At 72.4% G+C, this 17,759-nt stretch carries 17 protein-coding genes; 2 read left to right on the forward strand and 15 right to left on the reverse strand.

Features of this window, described 5'->3' with window-relative positions; genetic code table 11:
• Nucleotides 1–63 precede the first annotated feature (63 nt).
• Nucleotides 64–192 carry a hypothetical protein gene (locus CLV40_RS40420; protein ID WP_281261693.1) on the reverse strand — a complete coding sequence of 43 codons (129 nt, stop codon included), beginning with the start codon at nucleotides 190–192 and terminating at the stop codon, nucleotides 64–66.
• Nucleotides 193–476: 284 nt separating this feature from the next.
• Here CLV40_RS40420 and CLV40_RS25920 point away from each other — a divergent pair, with 284 nt between their 5' ends.
• Nucleotides 477–1,409: a type 1 periplasmic-binding domain-containing protein gene (locus tag CLV40_RS25920; protein WP_104481597.1), complete on the forward strand. Its 933-nt coding sequence runs from the start codon at nucleotides 477–479 to the stop codon at nucleotides 1,407–1,409.
• Nucleotides 1,410–1,466: 57 nt separating this feature from the next.
• On the opposite strand, the gene CLV40_RS25925 is transcribed toward CLV40_RS25920, so the two are convergent.
• From CLV40_RS25925 to CLV40_RS25950, 6 genes are all read right to left on the reverse strand, one after another.
• Entirely contained in the window at nucleotides 1,467–4,541 is a 3,075-nt protein-coding gene (locus CLV40_RS25925) for an ATP-binding protein (RefSeq protein ID WP_104481598.1), read from the reverse strand.
• Nucleotides 4,538–5,164, reverse strand: coding sequence for a hypothetical protein (locus CLV40_RS25930; RefSeq protein ID WP_104481599.1), 627 nt, complete (start codon nucleotides 5,162–5,164; stop codon nucleotides 4,538–4,540). Before CLV40_RS25930 ends, CLV40_RS25925 begins: the two co-directional genes overlap by 4 nt.
• A gap of 11 nt (nucleotides 5,165–5,175) precedes the next feature.
• Nucleotides 5,176–6,828, reverse strand: coding sequence for a tyrosine-protein kinase family protein (locus CLV40_RS25935; RefSeq protein WP_104481600.1), 1,653 nt, complete (start codon nucleotides 6,826–6,828; stop codon nucleotides 5,176–5,178).
• Complete coding sequence (locus tag CLV40_RS25940; RefSeq protein ID WP_104481601.1) at nucleotides 6,825–7,424, reverse strand: toll/interleukin-1 receptor domain-containing protein; 600 nt, start codon at nucleotides 7,422–7,424, stop codon at nucleotides 6,825–6,827. The genes CLV40_RS25935 and CLV40_RS25940 overlap by 4 nt, the downstream gene beginning before the upstream one ends.
• Before the next feature lie 91 nt (nucleotides 7,425–7,515).
• Nucleotides 7,516–8,229, reverse strand: a complete 714-nt coding sequence (locus CLV40_RS25945) for a PhzF family phenazine biosynthesis protein (RefSeq protein WP_104481602.1) — start codon at nucleotides 8,227–8,229, stop codon at nucleotides 7,516–7,518.
• A complete protein-coding gene (locus CLV40_RS25950) occupies nucleotides 8,226–9,077 on the reverse strand; it encodes an AraC family transcriptional regulator (protein ID WP_146108248.1) in 852 nt (283 codons plus the stop codon). Before CLV40_RS25950 ends, CLV40_RS25945 begins: the two co-directional genes overlap by 4 nt.
• 158 nt (nucleotides 9,078–9,235) lie before the next feature.
• Here CLV40_RS25950 and CLV40_RS25955 point away from each other — a divergent pair, with 158 nt between their 5' ends.
• Nucleotides 9,236–9,673 carry a DUF2000 family protein gene (locus CLV40_RS25955; protein ID WP_104481604.1) on the forward strand — a complete coding sequence of 146 codons (438 nt, stop codon included), beginning with the start codon at nucleotides 9,236–9,238 and terminating at the stop codon, nucleotides 9,671–9,673.
• A gap of 9 nt (nucleotides 9,674–9,682) precedes the next feature.
• Here CLV40_RS25955 and CLV40_RS25960 read toward each other — a convergent pair whose 3' ends face one another.
• Genes CLV40_RS25960 through CLV40_RS25995 form a run of 8 tightly spaced genes read right to left on the reverse strand, consistent with a single transcriptional unit; the run spans nucleotide 9,683 to nucleotide 17,752 of the window.
• Entirely contained in the window at nucleotides 9,683–10,795 is a 1,113-nt protein-coding gene (locus tag CLV40_RS25960) for an aminotransferase class I/II-fold pyridoxal phosphate-dependent enzyme (RefSeq protein WP_104481684.1), read from the reverse strand.
• Nucleotides 10,796–10,842: 47 nt separating this feature from the next.
• A complete protein-coding gene (locus tag CLV40_RS25965; protein WP_104481605.1) occupies nucleotides 10,843–11,442 on the reverse strand; it encodes a nitroreductase family protein in 600 nt (199 codons plus the stop codon).
• Nucleotides 11,439–12,938, reverse strand: coding sequence for a M81 family metallopeptidase (locus CLV40_RS25970; protein ID WP_104481606.1), 1,500 nt, complete (start codon nucleotides 12,936–12,938; stop codon nucleotides 11,439–11,441). The genes CLV40_RS25965 and CLV40_RS25970 overlap by 4 nt, the downstream gene beginning before the upstream one ends.
• Nucleotides 12,935–13,594, reverse strand: coding sequence for an RraA family protein (locus tag CLV40_RS25975; RefSeq protein WP_104481607.1), 660 nt, complete (start codon nucleotides 13,592–13,594; stop codon nucleotides 12,935–12,937). The genes CLV40_RS25970 and CLV40_RS25975 overlap by 4 nt, the downstream gene beginning before the upstream one ends.
• A 23-nt stretch (nucleotides 13,595–13,617) precedes the next feature.
• Nucleotides 13,618–14,718, reverse strand: a complete 1,101-nt coding sequence (gene menC, locus CLV40_RS25980) for an o-succinylbenzoate synthase (protein ID WP_181043742.1) — start codon at nucleotides 14,716–14,718, stop codon at nucleotides 13,618–13,620.
• Between the two features lie 14 nt (nucleotides 14,719–14,732).
• Nucleotides 14,733–16,055 carry a hypothetical protein gene (locus CLV40_RS25985; RefSeq protein ID WP_104481609.1) on the reverse strand — a complete coding sequence of 441 codons (1,323 nt, stop codon included), beginning with the start codon at nucleotides 16,053–16,055 and terminating at the stop codon, nucleotides 14,733–14,735.
• Nucleotides 16,052–16,969, reverse strand: a complete 918-nt coding sequence (locus CLV40_RS25990) for an aminotransferase class IV (protein WP_146108249.1) — start codon at nucleotides 16,967–16,969, stop codon at nucleotides 16,052–16,054. The genes CLV40_RS25985 and CLV40_RS25990 overlap by 4 nt, the downstream gene beginning before the upstream one ends.
• 21 nt (nucleotides 16,970–16,990) lie before the next feature.
• Entirely contained in the window at nucleotides 16,991–17,752 is a 762-nt protein-coding gene (locus CLV40_RS25995; RefSeq protein ID WP_104481611.1) for an iron-containing redox enzyme family protein, read from the reverse strand.
• Nucleotides 17,753–17,759 lie beyond the last annotated feature (7 nt).

Raw genomic sequence — 17,759 nt, forward strand, 5'->3', positions numbered from 1 at the left:
CACCACCTCCGGCACGCAATCGCCCGCCGCGCCGCGCGCGGCGCGGCGGGCGATTAGCCACGGTCAGCCGTGCCAGGGGTTCCCCTCGGTGGTGACGGTCGTGGTGGGCGGGGGCTTGGGGTCGTCGTCGGACGGGGTGGCCGAACTGGTCCCGGCGGTCGCCGCGACGACGAAGCACAGCGCCGCGGGCACCGTGCAGAGCTTGGCCAGAAAAATACGCGTGGACTTGGACATGGCGAATCCCTACGGTGGATGTGATTGGTTGATTTCGGGGCCTCCGGTATTTCCGGCCCCTGCCAATAAGGATTCATCACCACCACAGCGCCAACAAGGCGTTGACCGTTTCCCAACGCGATGGGCAACGGGGCCGCGCCCGGCATCCACGATCCATCCACGTCCGGTCGACAGGCCTGTCCGATGCTGCGCCGGTACCTCCAGTCCGCCCGCCGGAGGCGGGCACGAACCAGGGAGATCGAGTGACCGACCTAGCCACACCGGAGATCGCGCCGACGGACACCGCCGTCCCCGCCACCCCCGACTACGACATCGCCATCTCCTTCGCCGAGGAGCAGCGCGCCCTCGTCGAGCAGGTGGTCGAGACGGGGGTGCAACACGGGCTGACCCTGCTGCACGGGCCCGAGCGGACGCACGCGTGGTGGGCCCGGGAGGCGGCCCGGGACCTGCCGGACGCGCGGGTCCGCTACTTCGTCGCGTTCGTGTCCACCGTGGACGAGTTCGGCGAATCCGTGCTGCGCGCGGTCAAGGCGGGCGCCGAGCACGTGCTCCCCGTGCTGGTCGACGACGTGCCCGTGCCCCCGGAGCTGCTGCACCCGCACGTGGCGTACCCGCGCACCGGTGACGGGGCGCGGCGGCTGGTGGAGGTGCTGGCCGCGCGGGTAGAGGCGGCCGAGGCGGCGGGCCGGGACCGGGCGCGGGTCGCCGACGTGGTGCGCGAGGCCCGGGCGCTCACCGCGCCCGCGGGCACACCGGTCGGGTTCAGCCGCTACGCCGAGCAGGACGCGACCCTGCGCTACCTCGGCGAGCAGTTCGCGGCGGCCCTGCCGGGTCTGGACCGCGAGCGGTTCACCGGCACCGCGCACGTCGGCGACGCGCGGATCGCCGTGCGGGTCGAGCAGGCCGGTGACACCGTGTACGCACTGGACATCCAGCGCGGCGGCATCGGCGGCGACGAGACGGTGAACTTCGTCGTCGGCAGGCACGACGTGGGCAGCGCGTGCAGCAACGGGTGGGCGCGCCCGGTCTACGCCCCCGGGACCGGTGCCCTGCTGGAGCTGCGCGACCTGTCCCTGCTCGGGCGCGGCGGCGACACGCGGATCCTCGACCGGGAGGAGCTCTTCACCGTGCTCTGGCGGCGGATCAACGAGGTGCTGGCGGACACCGTCCGCTGAGCAGGTGAAAGGGACGCGCTCCCCACCACTCGGTGGGGAGCGCGTCCCGTTGCGCGGTCACTCCGGTTGACGAGCGCGCTCCAGCACCTCCTCCAGCCGGAGGGGGCTGGGCGGGTGGTGGCTCAGGCAGAGCGGGGCGCGCATGCGGCGGAAGGCGATGCCGTCGCCGGTGACGTAGAACTCGCCGTGGTCGAGCTTGGCGATGTCGGTGATCGCGGCGCCCTTGGCCCGGGCGATCTCGTTCGCGGCGGCGATCTGGGTGGCGTTGTTCAGCCTGCCGAAGAACTGGGTGGTGGCGTTGCCGGTGACCTGGTTGTGCACGCCCTTCGGCGCCTGGGTGGCCAGCACCAGGCCGAGCCCGTACTTGCGCGCCTGCGAGGCGAGCAGGATGGTGCTCTGGGTGCTGGCGGTCCAGCCCGCCGACGGGGCGATGGTCTGCGCCTCGTCCATGACGATCAGGCCGCCGAGCGGGCGGTCCACCGCCGGGTTGCGCTTGAGCCAGGCGAAGACCTCCAGCTGCAACTGGCTGACGAACCCCTGCCGTTGCTCCTCGGTGGGCAGGCCGATGAAGTTGATCACCGACACGCGCGCCCGGTGCCCCGCCGACGGGGTCAGCAGCATCGCCGGGTCCGTCGGTTCGCCCGGCCCGCCGAGCAGCGGGTCGTTGACCATGGCCGCCCGCAGCGTCTCGGCCAGGTCGGCCGCGGTCGCTTGGCCGGTGGCGAGCCCGCTGACGCCGTCCGGCAGCTCGGCGAGCACGTCGACGAACCCGGACAGGTCGCGCTTGCCCGTGCGGGCGTAGTGCCGCAACGCCTCGCGCAGCACCGCGCGGCCGCGCACGGCGCCCTTGGCCTTGCCGCCGATGCCCGCGTGGGCGACCAGCCGGGCCACGGCGGCCTCGACGGCCGCGGCGAACTCGTCGGCGTCCGCGCTGACCTCGGCGAAGTCGGGCAGGGGGTGGAAGCTGAGCGGCCTGCCGGTCTCGCGGCCGGGGGTCCACACGACGACCTCGGTGGCGGACAGGTAGTCGGCCGCGGTGTCGGCGTCACCGGCCAGCCAGCCGTCGGGCGGGCACGGCCACGCGTCACCGAGGCGGGCCAGGTCGTTGTTGGGGTCGAGCACGATCGCCGACACCCCGCGCAACGCGCACTCCTCGACGATCCGCCGGAGCAGCACGGTCTTGCCGCTCCCGCTCCCCGCGATGATCATGACGTGCTTGCGCAGCGACTCCAGCTCGATCCGGATCTCACCCGCCGTGCCGAGCGCGATCTCGTCGTGGCCGGGCGGGGGCCGCGTCTCCTGGTGGCCTGCGGCGGCGTGGGCCGGGGTGGGAAGGATGTGCCGGAGGAAGGTGGTGCTGCTGACGGGTTTGCGCGCCACCAACCAGGCGAGGAGCCGGTGGGTCTGCCTGGGCAGCATCTCCCGGAGCGCCGCGAAGGTGCGCAGGTCGTCATCGGAGATCTCGACGCGACGTCCACCGGCCCCGACCACGCCCGCGACCTCGTTCCTGGTCACGTTCCCGGTCCACCCCCGGGATCCGTTGGTGAGCATGACCAGGTACCGGCTGGTGACACCGGGCCGGATCCCCACCGCGACCCGGGCGGAACGCAGGTTCCTGAGCACGGTGTTGCCGTGCGCGGGCGCGATGAACCGGAATCCCCAGCGCTCCACGACGTCCAGCTGCTCGTCCACGGACCGGTGCAGCACCGCGTGCAGGTCGTGCCCGCCGGGCGAGACTTCCACCGACCACGCCATGTCGTCGTTGCCGACCTCGGCGACCCAGCACTTCAGCCCGGCCTGCAACAGCCCGGGGACGAGGTCGTTGGCGTTGAGGCCCGTGAGGTCGGGCGCCGAGAGCGCCGCGCCCGACCGCAGGCGGGCGAACTCGGCGTCGAGTTCGGCGAACTCGTCGAGGTCGGCGAGGTCGGCGAGGTCGGCGATGACGTGTTCGACGACCTCGGGCTGCTTCTTGTCGAACGAGGTCAGCTCTCTGACCTCGCCGTGCACGCACGCCTCGGCGTGGGCGTGGATCCGCTTGAGCAGTTCTCTCGGGGTGTAGGGAGCCCACGCCCCCTTGCTGAAGGCGGCGGGTGCCACCGGCCAGGTCGGGTGCGGCGGGGTGAACCCGATGCGCTGGTAGACCGCGTTCAGCCAGCGCTGCACGAAGGTCCGGCCGAGGGCGGGATCCACGATCGAGCCGAGGATCGGGGTCTCCGCGAAGCGGTCGGCGAAGGAGTCGCTCGCCGCCGAGTACATCAGCTTCCACGTGTTGGGCAGGCAGGCCACAATCGACAGGGTGCGCCGCGTGGTCTCGCGCAGCTGCATCATCCCGTCGGCGAGCAGGGCGATCTCCTGCTTCAGGTCGGCGTCGGACACAGCGGCGTCGAGGGCGTCCTGCCCCTTGTTGACCAGGGTGTCCAGTTGGTCGACGGCCACGACGCACGGGCCGGTGATGGCCAGCACCCGGGAGAAGTCGCGGACCAGCACCCGTGCCGGTTTCGCGGCCGTGTGGATACCCCACTTGCCCAACTCGGCGGCGGGTTCGCCCTCCAGGTGCGCGCGCCCGAGTTCGGCGTGCTCGGACGCGTACAGGACCAGCGCGCGGATCGTGTCACCGCACTCGACCGCGATTCGCGGATCCACCTTGCGCACACAGCCGAGGAAGTCACGGAGGTGCTCGGGGGTCAGCTTGCCCACGCCGAGCACCGCCTCCGCCACCGCGTCGGGCACGTTCGCGACCGCGCAAGCCTGCCGGAGGAACCGGACCACCTGGACCTGGCCGTCATCCCCGGCCCGCTGCAACTCGCTGCGCATGGCGTTGGCGACGTCATCCCAGAACGCCTGCCCGGTCGTGAGCTCGACCAGGAAGAAGTACCCGTCCACGGCCTGCGCCATGGTCCGGACGGAACCGAGCAGGTGCGTCTTGCCCACGCCCCTCCGCCCCTGCAGGACGAGGCCGATCGGACTGGGACCGGTGCTGTCCCTCGCGTCGTTCAAGCTCGCCCGGATCTGGCGCTGCGCCTTGAGGTGCAGCTCCTCCACATGCGACGGTGAGGTGCGCCAGACGTCATCGGGCGTCTCGGCGGAGTTGAAGCGGAGCGCGGCGAGCGCTTCCCGCAGTTCCTCGGTCATGATTCCTCGATCGCCAACAGGTGGTTGTCTTCGCCGCCGACCCGGATGGCCGCGGTGTGATCGGCCTCGGTCAGCACCTTGCGGTTCGAGTCCGGTGCGAGGTGCGCGATGCCCGCCCGGACCATGTCCAGCAGCGTCTCGTCCACTTCGGACCTGTCCGCGCCGTTGAGCTGGGGGCGGATCCTCGCCAGCCGGACCCAGTCCCTCGGTTTGACCGCCAGGTCCTGCCAGACGTGGAGGATCAGGGATTCCAGGTCCTCCGGCAGCGACCGCGCCGCCCCCGGGTGCACCACGTCGTAGATCGAGCCCTGGGCGCGCAGGTACCGGACCAGCACTCGCAGCAACTCGAACCCCACCCGGCCCAGGCCACCAGATGCCGGGGTCGGCTCGACCGCGGCCAACTCCTTCTCGCACCAGTCGATCCCACCCTGGGTGATCCGGTGCACGAACGGCCTCCGGTCCACCTGGCTGGTGATCAACCCATCGGTGTTCAACCGATCGCGGCCCGGCTTGTCGAGCCGAACGCCGTACCTGGCCGTCAACTCCGGGTTCGGTACGTCGGTGTCGGCCAGGAACAGGGCTATCAACGCGGCTTTCTCGGCTGCCGCGTACTTCTTCGGCATGTCGCCACCTCTCAGTCGGTGTGTGCTTGGAGCCTGCGGTCGAGCCGGTCCAGCAGGGTCTCGATCGCGGTGCGCAGGGGTGCCGGTGTGGAGAGCCGGGCGCCGTCGGTGTGGACCTTGGCCAGGAGGTCTAGGTCGACCGCGAGGTCACGGAGCAGGGACAGGTCGCCGTTGTCGAGCGCGGCGGTGAGGTCGGTGACGACCTGCTCGACCAGAACGAACCGCCCGGCGTAGGGCATTTCGCTCGGGACCGCGCGGAGGCTGGCGGCCACCTGGCTCAGGACGTCCTGGTCCGGGTCGGCGCCCGGGGTTCCGGTGATCAGGTTGCGCAGTTCGCGCGCAACGGGGAGTGGGCCGGATTGCGGGGTGAACTCCAGGTGGCGGAGGTTGCGCAGGAAGCCGGGGAGGCGTTCGCGGTCGGTACCGCGGGTGAGGACGCAGAACAGCTGGCGTTCGTCGCCGTCCGGGTCGAGGGCGTGGCGCAGGAAGCGCTCGGCCTCGGTGATCTGCCAGCGGCTCACCTCGCCGTCCACCATGAGGCACAGATGCTTGGCGGGTTCGCGCAGGTGGTCCAGGAACTCGGCATCGGCGGACAAGGAGCGGTCGGCGCGCAGGCCCAGTGCGCGGAGTTCGTCGATCAGCTCGGTCGCGGCGCGCTGTGCCGAACGGCGGCTGGACACCAGGAGGTCCAAGTCGAACTCGCGGTGGCGGGCGCGGGCGGCGGCCACGTAGGCGTCACGGTTGTCGGCCAGCAGGTCGGTGCGATCGAAGTGCTGGCCGATGACGGCGGCGACTGTCTCGAGCGCGTAGGAGATCTGATCCGGTGAGGGCGTGCGCTCGTCCTGCACCGGGAGCTGCTCGCCGAAGCTCCAGTAGGAGACGTACGGCAGCGTGAGGTGCCGCAGCATCAGCTCCTCCGAGACGCTTTTGGCCAACCAGTTGCCGAACAACGGCGAGACGACCTCGGCGCACCGGCGCTGCCAAGTCTCGGCGCGCTCGTATTCCACCCGGTTGTCGAACCGGGACAGGATCGGCAGGACCACGTGCCGGGGTCGGTCGTAGGGAAGGCGGTCCCGGGCGCGGTCGGCGCGGTGCACGACGTCGACGACGTCCACCAGGTTCTGGTCGTTGGCGGTGAACACGACGACCAGGCGGTCCGGCAGTTGCGCGGTGCAGATGCCCGCGATGTCCGAGATACCGGTCCGGCTGTCGATGAGGACGAAGTCGTAAGCATCCGTCCACTCCTCCCGGCACTGCTCCAAGAAGGTCGCGAAGCCGCGTCGGTAGAGGTCTTCCCAGTCGATCTGCTGCATGCGACCCGCGTACGAGGGGTGCGTGCGACGCGGATCGTCGGGGTGGAGGATGCCCGCGACCAACAGGGCGAGGCTGCCGCCCGAGTCGTCGGCGAGATCGAGCTCGACGATGTGGGGACCAGGGCTCTGCGCGCCCGCGAGGAAGTCGTGCGCGAGATCGACAACGCCGCCGGTCGGCATGGTCCGCAACAAGGGCGCGAAGTAGTGGTGCAGTCCGGGCGCTTCCAGGTCCCAGTCGATGGCGAGCACCCGGTGACCCCAGCGCGCCAGCAACACCGCGATGTTGGCCAGTGTCGAGCTGCGACCGACGCCACCCTTGTAGGAGTAGAAGGTGATAACGGTCCCGGTCATAGCCTCTCGAACCTCGGAATCATCGGTGGGGGAATCAAGACCGGATCCGGTTCGACCACCAGCGGCCAGTCCGGTTGCCACTCGGGCACCTGCGGCAGCAGCTTCGCCAGTTCGGTCGCGAAACCGACCACCATCTGGTGGAAGTCGGCGAACCCCCGACTCGTCTGGTACGAGGGATCCGGGTTGGCCACCGCCTTGAAGTCCACCCAGGATCGATCTCGCGCCTCCATCGGAAAGTTGTCGGAGTCCGAGAACAGGATGGGGAGGATCAGCCCTTGCGGCACATCGGCGCTCGCCAGCCCCAGCACCCTCTCCCGTTCCCGCATGCTCCTCCACTCGGCCATGCACCACGGAGACTGGAAGTAGGGCGGGGTGTATATCGGGACGATGATCTTGCTGCGCTGAAGCGCCTGCCGGAGGTTGGACGGCCAGTGCACGCCCCGCGACATCGACCGGTCGATGTACACCGCGGGCGCGGGAGCGATCTGATCGGCGAGGCAGTCGACGAGGCGCTCGTAGAAATGATTCAACAACCACCTCTGCGCCGTCCCTTTGCGGCTGTAGCTGATGAACACATCGAACTGGTAACCGGACACGAGTCAAATGCTAGGCAGCACACCAACGTCGAAAACAGACAGAAAAGTGGGCAGCCGATTCCGCAGTGGCCAAAGAGTGGTCAAAAAGCGGCTATTCGTCCTTCGCGGGCGCGGCGGCGTCCGGTACGTCGACGGTGATCGTGCCGTCGTGGGTGACGCGGCCGCCTATTTCGGCCGCGGTGGGACCGGCGGGGCGGGCGGAGACACGGGAGCCCGCGCCGTGGTGGACTTGGATTTCGCGGCCCAGGGTGGCGGCCAGCAGGAGGGTGGCGGAGCCGCAGGCCTCGTCCTCCACGACGCCGAAGTCGGCGGCGAACATCCGGGCTCGGATGTGGCCCGCGGGTTCGTCCGACCAGGCCCACAACTGGGTCCTGGCCGCGTGGGGGGCGACCGGTTCGGCGGCGGTGACCGCTGCCGGGTCGGCCAGGCGCGTGTGCAGCCACGGGGGTGCGTCGGCGGTGGCGGCGCGGATCCAGGTCAGGTCGTCTTCGACGAAGGTCGGTACCGGGTCGGACACCAGTTCCGGGCGCAGTTCGGTCGGCTGCTCCCCGAGTTCGCGGGCCAGCAGCCAGCTCGTGCCGACGAGCGGGTGGCCCGCCAGCGGCAGTTCCACGGCGGGCGTGTGGATCCGCAGCCGGGCCGTCGCCGGGTCGGTGACGAACACCGTCTCGCTGTAGCCCAGCTCGGTGGCGATGGCCTGGCGCACCGGTCCGGCCAGTTCGGGGCCGCCCAGCACCACGCCGAGCGGGTTGCCGAAGCGGCCGTGCTCGTCGGTGAACACGCGCAGGACGTGGACCTCGATCACGGTGCCCCCCGGTTCGCGCGCCGGGTGGCGCGCGCGAATTGGCCGGGGGTGACCCCGGTGTAGCTCTTGAACACCCGCGAGAGGTGGGCCTGGTCGCAGAACCCGGCCTCGCTCGCCGCCCGGGCCGCGGTGGCGCCCGCTTCCAGCAGGCCCCGAGCGATCCGGACGCGCAAGCCCAGTTGGTACGCGTGCGGTGGCACGCCCAGCTCAGCGCTGAACACCCGCACCAGGTGGTACGGGCTCACCTCGCTGGCCCGCGCCAGGTCGGCCAGGGTGACCTTGGTGGTGGCCCTCGCCTCCAGGTACGCCCGCGCCGCCGCCACCGCGCGGTGGCCGCGCGCGTCCTCGACCTGCGGTCCCCGCACGGCGTGCCCGCCCAACCGCGCGGCGACGGCGGCCAGGGCCGCGCGCTGGGCCGCCGGGGCGGCTGGTCCGGCGAGCAGCCGGTGGGCGGCGTCGAGGCGGAGGTACAGCTCCGGGTCGCGCACCACGGTGTCCGCCGCGGCGAAGCGCGGTGGGGCCTGGCCGGGGCGCAGCCGGGTGAAGGCCTCGTCGGTCAGGTACAGCACGCGGTACCGGTAGCCGTCCGGGTCGCCGGGCACGCCGGTGTGCACGACCCCCGGGCTGATCAGGAACACGCTGCCCCGGGGCGCCACGTGGTGGCGGCCCGCGCACTCGAACTCGGCCGCGCCCGCGTCGACGACCGCGACCGTGGTCGCGTCGTGCGCGTGGCGGGAGTACCGGTGCCTGCGGAACCGCGCGTGCAGGACCTCGATCCCGGAGAACCCCGGCCGCCAGATCGCCGACGCGTCCGCCGCTTTCGGTCCCACCTCAAGCCCGGGCGTCACGGGCGAAAGTCTACCGGAAAGCGTTGTCGCGCCCCCTCCAATGGGGAGTGCGCGGAAAAGCAGCAAGATCGTACAAGACGGCGGGTGTAGCGACCCCCGAGAGTGGCACGCGCGCGGTCCGGCGCACCGGACCGGCGGTATTCGAGGAGAAGTTCGAGTTGACTGAGGCGCAGGGCCCTTCCCCGGTCGTATGGGACACGAAAATCGCCGTAGTGCTGCGCGACGACCTGAAGGACTGGCAGAAGCTCAACGTCACCGCGTTCACCACCAGCGGTATCGCGGCGACCGTGGGCGGTGTGACGGGCGAGCCGTACGAGGACGCCTCCGGGGTCCGCTACCTGCCGATGTTCGTCCAGCCGGTGCTGGTCTTCGTCGCCGACCACGAGACCGTCGCCAAGGTCCACGAACGCGCCCTGCGCCGTGAGGTCACCTGTTCGGTCTATACCGAGGACCTGTTCGTGACGAACAACGACGTGGACAACCGGGCCGCCGTGCGCCGCGTGGAAACCGACAAGCTCGCCATTGTCGGCCTGGCCTTCCGGGCGGACCGGAAATCCGTCGACAAGATCGTCAAAGGCGCGTCCCTGCACCCCTGAGCGCGATCCCTATCGCCTGCGCGCGGTGTCGGCGCGGAGCGCCTCGATCGCGGCGGTCAGCACCTCGACCCGTTTGCAGAAGGTGAACCGGGCCAGCGTCCGCAGCGGTTCACCCAGGTAGAACACCGAGGTCGGCACCGCGACGACGCCGCGCGGCGCGAGGTCGCGGCAGAACGCCAGGTCGTCGGTGTGGCCCCAGGACCGGATGTCGGTCTGCAGGAAGTAGGTGCCCTCCGACGGCAGCACGTCGAGCCCCACCCCCGCCAGGCCCGCGGCCAGCAGGTCGCGGCGGTCCTGCAGGTCCGCGCGCAGCCCGTCGACCCACGGCCCGAGTTCGCGCAGGCCGTGCGCGACCGCGACCTGGAACGCCGTGCCGGAGTTGAAGGTCAGGTACTGGTGCGCGGTGCGGACCGGGTCCACCAGGTCGGCGGGCCCGCACACCCAGCCGACCTTCCACCCCGTCACGCTGAACGTCTTGCCCGCGCCGGAGACCACCAGCGTCCGCTCCGGCATGCCCGGCCACTCGGCGAGCGAGCGGGACTTCCGACCGTCGAACACCAGGTGCTCGTGCACCTCGTCGGTGATGACGATGAGGTCGTGCGCGACGCAGTGCTCGGCGATCAGCGCCAGTTCCGCGTCGGTGAACACCTTCCCGGTCGGGTTGTGCGGGGAGTTGAAGATCAGCAGCCGGGTGCCGCGGCCGGTCGCCGCGCGCAGGTCCGCCGGGTCGAAGCTGAAGCCGGACGGGCCGGGGTCGAGCCGGACCGGTCGGGCGACGCCGCCCGCCATCGCGATGTTGGCGGCGTAGGAGTCGTAGCCGGGTTCGAACACCAGCACGCCGTCGCCGGGTTCGCAGTGCGCCAGCACCGCCGCCGCGATGCCCGCCGTGGCGCCGGTGGTGACCACGATGTCGCGGGCCGGGTCGTACTCGGTGCCGTACCGCGCGGCCCGGTCCTCGGCGACCGCGGCGCGCAGCACCGGGACCCCGCTCACCGGCGGGTACTGGTTGTGGCCCGCCGCGATGGCGTCCCTGGCCGCCGCCAACAGCTCCGGTGGCCCGTCGCTGTCCGGGAAGCCCTGTCCCAGGTTGACCGCGCCCGTGCGGTTCGCCAACTCGGTCATCTCCACGAACACCGACGCGCCGAAGCCGCGCAGCCTGCTCGCCCCGCTCACGACAGCACCGCCGCGGGCGCCAGCGGCGTGGCCGCGCCCGGCGCCGACAACGTGCTGACCCGGTCGCGGAGGTCGGGACCGGACCGCGGTGGTGGCACGCGCTCGACCGTGCCGACGTAGAGCCAGCCCAGCGACCGCTCCCCCGGCCGCAGCCCCAGCGCCGCCGCCACCCGGGGGCAGCGGCTGGCCGGGCCGGTGCGCCAGATCGAGCCCCAGCCCGCCGAGTGCAGCAGCAGCCCCAGGTTGTGCACGACCGCGCTCGTCGCGGCCAGTTGCTCCCACTCCGGCACCTTCGGGTTCACCCGGGGCGCGAACACGATCGAGATCAGCAGCGGCGCGCGCAGCGGTTTGCCGACCTCGCGGTCCCGCGCGGCCCCCGGCGGCAGCCCGCCCGCGTGCGCGCGGCCGAGGTCGGCGCGCCGGTCGCCGCGCACCAGGATGAACCGCCACGGGCGCAGGAGCCCGTGGTCTGGGCCGTTGGCCGCGGCGGCGAGCAGGGACACCACGTCGGCGTCGGTGGGGGCCGGGCCGGTGAGCCGGGTGGCGCTGCGGCGCAGCCGGATGGCGTCCCGGACGGTCGGGGTCGGCGCGTTCATCGGAGGGACTCCCTCGGGCGGTTCGGTGTGGGGAAACGGGTCCCGGGGTCGACGGGCCAGCGCGCGGCGGTCGGGCCCGTGCGCGGCAGCGCGGTGATGTCGCGGCTGAGCGGTCCCGGCGCGTCGGCCACGACGAGGTCGGCGGCGACGGCGGCGAAGCCCGCGCGGAAGTGCGTGACCGACTTGACCGCCACCAGGTCGTAGCGGGCCGGGTCGATGCCGTGCAGCAGCAGGATCTCCGGGTCGAACACCTGGCTGCGCCGGGTGGCCACGACGACGTCGACCGTGCCGACGCGCAGCCGCGCGCACCGGCCGAAGTCGAGTGCCTTGCCGCGGCGCATGGCCTGCTGCACGACCCGGCCGTCGGTGATCGACCGCACCAGGGCCTCGGCCTCGACGGGTGGCCCGCTGGCCCAGCCGTGGCGGCCACCGAGCGCGACCGGCACGCGCGCGCCGACCCCCGCGGCGATCGCGGCGGACACCGCGGCCGGGTCGTGGATGGTGGCGAAGCAGGCGCGCGCGTCGTGGTCGAGCAGCGCCCGCAGCAGGTAGGTGCCGTCCCCCGGGGCGCCGCAGCCCGGGTTGTCGGTGCCGTCGCCGATGACCACGGGGAACGTCGGCGCGGACAGGGCGGCGGGCACGACCTCCTCGGGCGCGCGGGTCGGGACGGTGAAGTCCGCGCGGTGCGCCCACAGCCAGTCGGCCAGGCGCCGGTTGACCCGGTCGGCGTGCGCGCGGTCGCCGTCGACCACGGTGGCGACGGAGACGGCCGTCTGCGGTGTGTCGGCGTAGGGGAAGCCGTGGAAGACCGTGCAGGCCAGCACGCCGGACTCGGCCTCGGCGGCCCGGGCGAGGTCGCGGGCGTCGGCGGCGGCGCCGGACGCGGTGGTCGACGGCGGGATGAGCATCGGCAGCCGCAGCACCGCGGTCACCGGCCGGGCGCGGCCCGCGCGCTGGGCGAAGGCGATGTCCGCGGCGCGTTCGGCGCGCGCGGCCATGTCCGTGTGCGGGTACTCCTGGTAGCCGACGACCACGTCCGCGATGGCGGCCACCTCGTCGCCGACGTTGCCGTGCAGGTCCAGCGTCGCCGCGATCGGTACGCCGGTGCCGACCATGGCGCGGACGGCGCGCAGCACGACCAGGTCCACGCTCTCCCCCGCCGCCGTGGCACCCGCGCCGTGCAGGTCGAGCAGCACGACGTCGACGGCGCCGACCCGGCTGGCGCGGTCCAGCAGCCGCTCCAGCAGCACGGAGACGGCGTCCTGGGCCAGGGCGGCGCCGGGTTCGGCGCGGGCGTGCAGCGCGGGCACGCCCGCGGCGCGGTGGCGGGCGCAGGCGGCGAGGTAGCCGCCGACGACGGTGTTGGTGTCGGCGAAGGCGGCGACGAGGTCGGAGCCCGCGTGCACGGTGAAGTCGTCGGCGGTGGTCGGCCCCATGACCTCGACCATGAAGGTGCTGGACTCGTGCACCAGCCCCGCGATCAGCGCCCTGGTCACGGCCGTGCCCCGGACAGCGGCGGGCGGTTGTAGCCGTGCTCGCGCCGCGCCGCGCGCAGCGGCACGCCCGCTGCCGCCGCGTCCCGCACGGCCTGTTCGACGAGCAGCACGTCGCGCAGTTCCCGCACGGTGTCGTCGAGGAGGCCGGAGGGCACGACGAGCACGCCGCTGGCGTCGGCGACCACGAGGTCGCCCGGTGCCACGGCCGTCCCCCGCACGGTCACCTCGACCTGCGCGGCGACCATCCGGACCCGGTTCTTGCCGGACTTCATGTACGACCCGAGACTCCACAGTGGATAGTCCAGCGCGCGGATCGCGTCGAGGTCGCGGCAGACGCCGTCGATGACCGTGCCCAGGACGCCGTGGCGCAGCGCGACCTCGGTGAGGATGTCGCCCCAGACCGTGCAGTGGTCACGGCCCGCGTTGGCCAGCACGACGACCGCGCCAGCCGGGACGTCGTCGATGTAGTCCGCGGCGGGTGCCGGGGTGCCGGGCGCCACAGGTTCCAAGTGGACGGTGAAGGCCGGGCCCGCGACCCGGCGGGCGCTGGAACGCGCGGCCAGGCCGGGGAGGCCGCCGTCGACACCGAGGCGGTCGAGCGCGTCGCTGACCGCGGACGTGCCGTGCTCGGCGAACAGTGCGGCGCAATCGGTCACCGGATCTCCTGTCGTTCAAGCGGTTACGCGGTTATGTGCAGTTCGCGTTCGATGCGCGCGTTCGCGGCCAGCCGGGTGCCCAGGCCGGGGGCGTCGCGCGGGGTGACCCAGCCGGGCCGGTCGAACTCGACCTTGGTGTCGGCGGCGTCGTCCAGGTAGTAGTCGCCGCTCGGGCCGATGTCGCTGGGCAGCGTGATCCCGGGCAGCGTGGCCAGGGCCAGCGCGCACCAGCGGCCGACGCCCTGGTCCCACTTCCCGCCGACGAGCAGGTCGACGCCCTCGTCCCGGCAGATGTCGTGGACCTTCCTGGCCTCGGCGAGCCCGCCCACCCGGCCGACCTTGATGTTGACCATCCGGCCCGCCTTGAGCAGGCACACCCGCCGGGCCTCGTGCGTGGAGTGCACCTGCTCGTCGAGGCAGATCGGGGTGGCGATGCGGGCCTGGAGGGCGGCGGTGGTGTCGAGGAGGTGGCGCGGGAAGGGCTGTTCGATCCCGGCGAGGCCGAGGTCGTCGAGTGCGGCGAGGTCGTCGACGGCCGATTCGGGGTACGCGGCGTTGGCGTCGGCGAGCAGCGGCAGGTCGGGGAAGGCGCGGACGGCCGAGCGCAGCGGTTCGACGTCCCAGCCGGGGCGGATCTTCACCCGCACCCGTTGGTAGCCGCGTCCGCGCAGGCGGTCGAGGTTGGCCAGGAGTTCGTCGACGGTGGGTTCGATGCCCGCGGTCGCGCCGACCGGGACGGGCCGGACCGCGCCGCCCAGCGCGACGCACAGCGGCTGGTTCGCCTTGCGGGCGCGCAGGTCCCACAGCGCGGCCTCGACACCGCCCTTGGTCTCCTCGTGGCCGTCGACCTCGGCCCACGCGGCGGCGGCCTCCTCCGGCGTGGACGCCCCCGCGCTCAGGACCATCGGCGCGAGGTAGCGCTCGGTGATGTGCCACGCGGTGTCGATGGTCTCGTAGTTGTAGAACGGGGTTTCCATCGCGGCGCACTCGCCCAGACCGGTCTCGGCACCGTCGTCCACTTCGAGCACGAGCTTGGTCCAGGTGTGGTAGCGCTGCCAGCGGTTCTCGAACGGGCGGGTCAGCTCGGTGGTGACGAAGCGCAGCGTGATCCGTTCGACGGGCATGGCGCCTCCGGTGCTCATCGCAGGACGTGCACGGCGAGTTTCCGCCCGCCGCGGAAGACGTTGAGCCGGGCGTGAAAACTGGCTTTCGAGCCGAAACCGACGACTTTCCCGCCCAGCACGTAGGTGTCGAAGCTGATCGGCATCGCGGCGACCACCGGCTTGTCCGCCAGTCGCACCACGGGATATGCCGCGGGTGGGACATACCGTTGGACCAGGAGGCGTTCGCGCACCGCGCGTTCGACCGCCGCGCGCCACACCGAGCGCTTTGCGGCGCGGCCGACGGTGACGCCGTCGCCTCGGATGTCGTACGCCTGCTTGATCACGTAGTCGGCGGGGTTCTCCAGCAGTTCCGCTACCAGGGATCCGTTTCCTTCCGGCGTGGGGGTTCGCTCGTCCACTCGGACGGACCACGGCACAAGGTCGGCCACCGCCCGCTCCTCCTCGGTGAACAGGTCCGCGAACCCGGGGTCGCGCGGCAGCGCCAGGGCGAACTTGCTCTCGGCGGCGTAGCGCGCGCCGAACGGGTTGGCGGCCGCGAGGTTCCCGCCCGACACGGCCTCCGACCACGTCCGCACGAGGTCCGGGTCGGACTCCACGACCGCGCGCCACCCGGCGGTGTTCACCTTGTTCCAGCACGCGTCCGCCGGTTCCCCGTCGAAGTAGGCCCGTCCCGCGCGGACCTTGGCGGCTCGCGGGTCGGCGACGAACGCGTGCGCGCCCGCCGACCGGAACACCTCGACCATCTCCTCGACCTCCGCGCTGACGGCGCCCGCCAGAGCGAGCACGGCCACGGCCGGGTCCCTGCCCACCCTGGGGTCCGCGCAGACGGCCCCGAGCAGTGCCGCCTCGTCGGTGAACGTCAGGTCCGACCACTGTGGACAGGGGGAGCCCGCGTCCGCCAGGGTCTCGGCGGCGATCCGGTTGACCCTCGGGGTGAACAAGGTCCCGGCCGGGGCGTCGGCGTTGTTCTCCAGCAGCCACAACCGTTCCGTGCCCTGCTCCAGGTAGCCGTCCAGCCTGCACACCGGCACGTCGTCGCGCGGGTCCGCGGCCACCAGCGCCTCGGCGGCCGGGCCCAGCCCGTACCAGGCGCGCACGGCGGGCTCGGCGCGGAACACCTCGACGATCCGGCGCAGCAGTCCCACGTACCGCTCCAACGCCGGGACCACCGCGCGCGCCGGGGCCGCGGCCGCGTAGACCGGCAAGGGGGACAGGGGAAACGCCGTGTTCTGGCAGCGGCCCGCGCGCGCGGCGGCCGCGGCGAGTGCCCCGGACGCGATCTCGGGGCGCTCGGCGAGCGCGGCGGCGCCCCGGGTCGCCGTCCCCCAGTCGATCATGGCGCGGTCTCGGCCAGCAGCGCCGAGCGCGGCCCGGCACCGCCCCGGGCCGCGGTGAAGTAGCGCACCGCGAGCAACCTGGTCACCCGGTCGTCGGGCCAGTGCCCGCACGGTCTGCCGTCGAACGCGCGGACGGGTGCCAGCTCGATACCCGTCCCGCAGAGGAAAGCCTCGTCGCAGCGGTAGGCGTCCTCGGCGGTCAGGGTGGTCTCGCGCGCGGGCAGTCCGGTCCGCGCGGCCTCGGCGAGCAGCCAGGCCCGGGTGATGCTGGGCAGGACGTCCTCCGTCAGCGCTGGGGTCAGCAAAGTGCCGTCCCGCACCAGGAAGAGCGCCGCGGTCGGCGCCTCGCACAGCCGTCCCCACCGGTTGGACAGGACGCAGCCGTCGTGGCCCGCGTCCTTGGCCGCCAGCAGCGCCAGCCGGGGACCGGCGTAGTTGGAGATGTTCTTCACCGCTGCGGGGAAGGCCGCACTGGGCGCCCGTTGCGTCGCGCTGACGGCCAGGGACATGCCGATGCCCTCGGCCAGCCAGCGCTTGCGGCCCATGGGGGTCGCGGTGACGGTCAGCGCGGTCTCGGCGTCGTCACCGAGACCACCCGCGTTGAGCGGGGTCGCCGTGATCCGCGCGTACGCGTCCTGGTCGATGCCGTTGCGGTCGACCAGTTCCCGCACCAGTGCGGGAACCTGGTCGACGCCCGGGTCGGGCAACCGCATGGCGGACAGCGAGGTGCGCATCCGGTCCAGGTGCTCGGCGAGCAGGAACGGCCGCGGGCGCGCGCCGTCGATGCCCCGGTACAGCCGCACGCCTTCGAAGACCGAGAGCGCGTAGCGCAGCGCCAGGCTGTCCATCGACGCCACGGCCTGGCCCCGGGGCCGCCAAGCGCCTGCGAAGTAGACGTGCGGGTATCCGGTCACCGCTGCCTCCCACCGGCTCGGCTAGTCGGCCGTGTACCGGAAGACGGGTTCGGCCGGGTCGTAGGCCTCGCGCAGGATCGCGTCGAAGTGCGCGTGCCGCAACTCGATCGCGGTCTCCAAGGCGTGGCGGGCGCCGGTCCGCAGTTCGTCGGTGTCGCAGTAGCGGTCGATGACCACGCGCAGCGGGGCGGTGTGCTCGTCCTCCAACTCGCTGACCCCGGACTCGCCCGCGTCGGCGGAGGCGTGGTGCTTGAAGAACTCGTAACCCCACTCCGGCACGCCGTAGTCGTCGCGGATGACCGCCATCATGCTCCGGCCCCGCTCGTCGGTGATCGGCGGTTGGCCCTCCATGAGCAGCAGCACCGACGCCACGCCCTCGGTGAAGTGCACGTTGGTGTCGTTGCAGGCGCGGCGGTTGTGCTCGATGACCGCGACGGTCTCCGGGAACAGCTCGAGGGTCGGCAGCGTCGCGGGGTCGACGCCGACCGCGCGGCCGAAGTCCTCGAAGGTGTCGACGTGCCGCTTGGAGTCCGACAGCGCGCCGAACTCCTCCTCGTAGGCGTTCTCGATGAGCGAGCGGCGGATGTCCAGGTCGTCCATCCGGGCCGCGACGCCCACCAGGTTCCGCGTCCACCAGCTCTTGATCGGCCAGCGCTGCTCGACGAAGACCCGGAGCAGCCGCTCGGTCGCCTTGCCCGCCAGGATGGTCTGGTAGAGCGGGCTCGTGTTCTTGCGCCGGGCGTGGATCAGCTCCTCCAACTCCTGGACGAACGCTTCAGACATGGCTGTC

Origin of the sequence: Actinokineospora auranticolor (assembly GCF_002934265.1) — a bacterium.
Lineage (GTDB): Bacteria > Actinomycetota > Actinomycetes > Mycobacteriales > Pseudonocardiaceae > Actinokineospora > Actinokineospora auranticolor.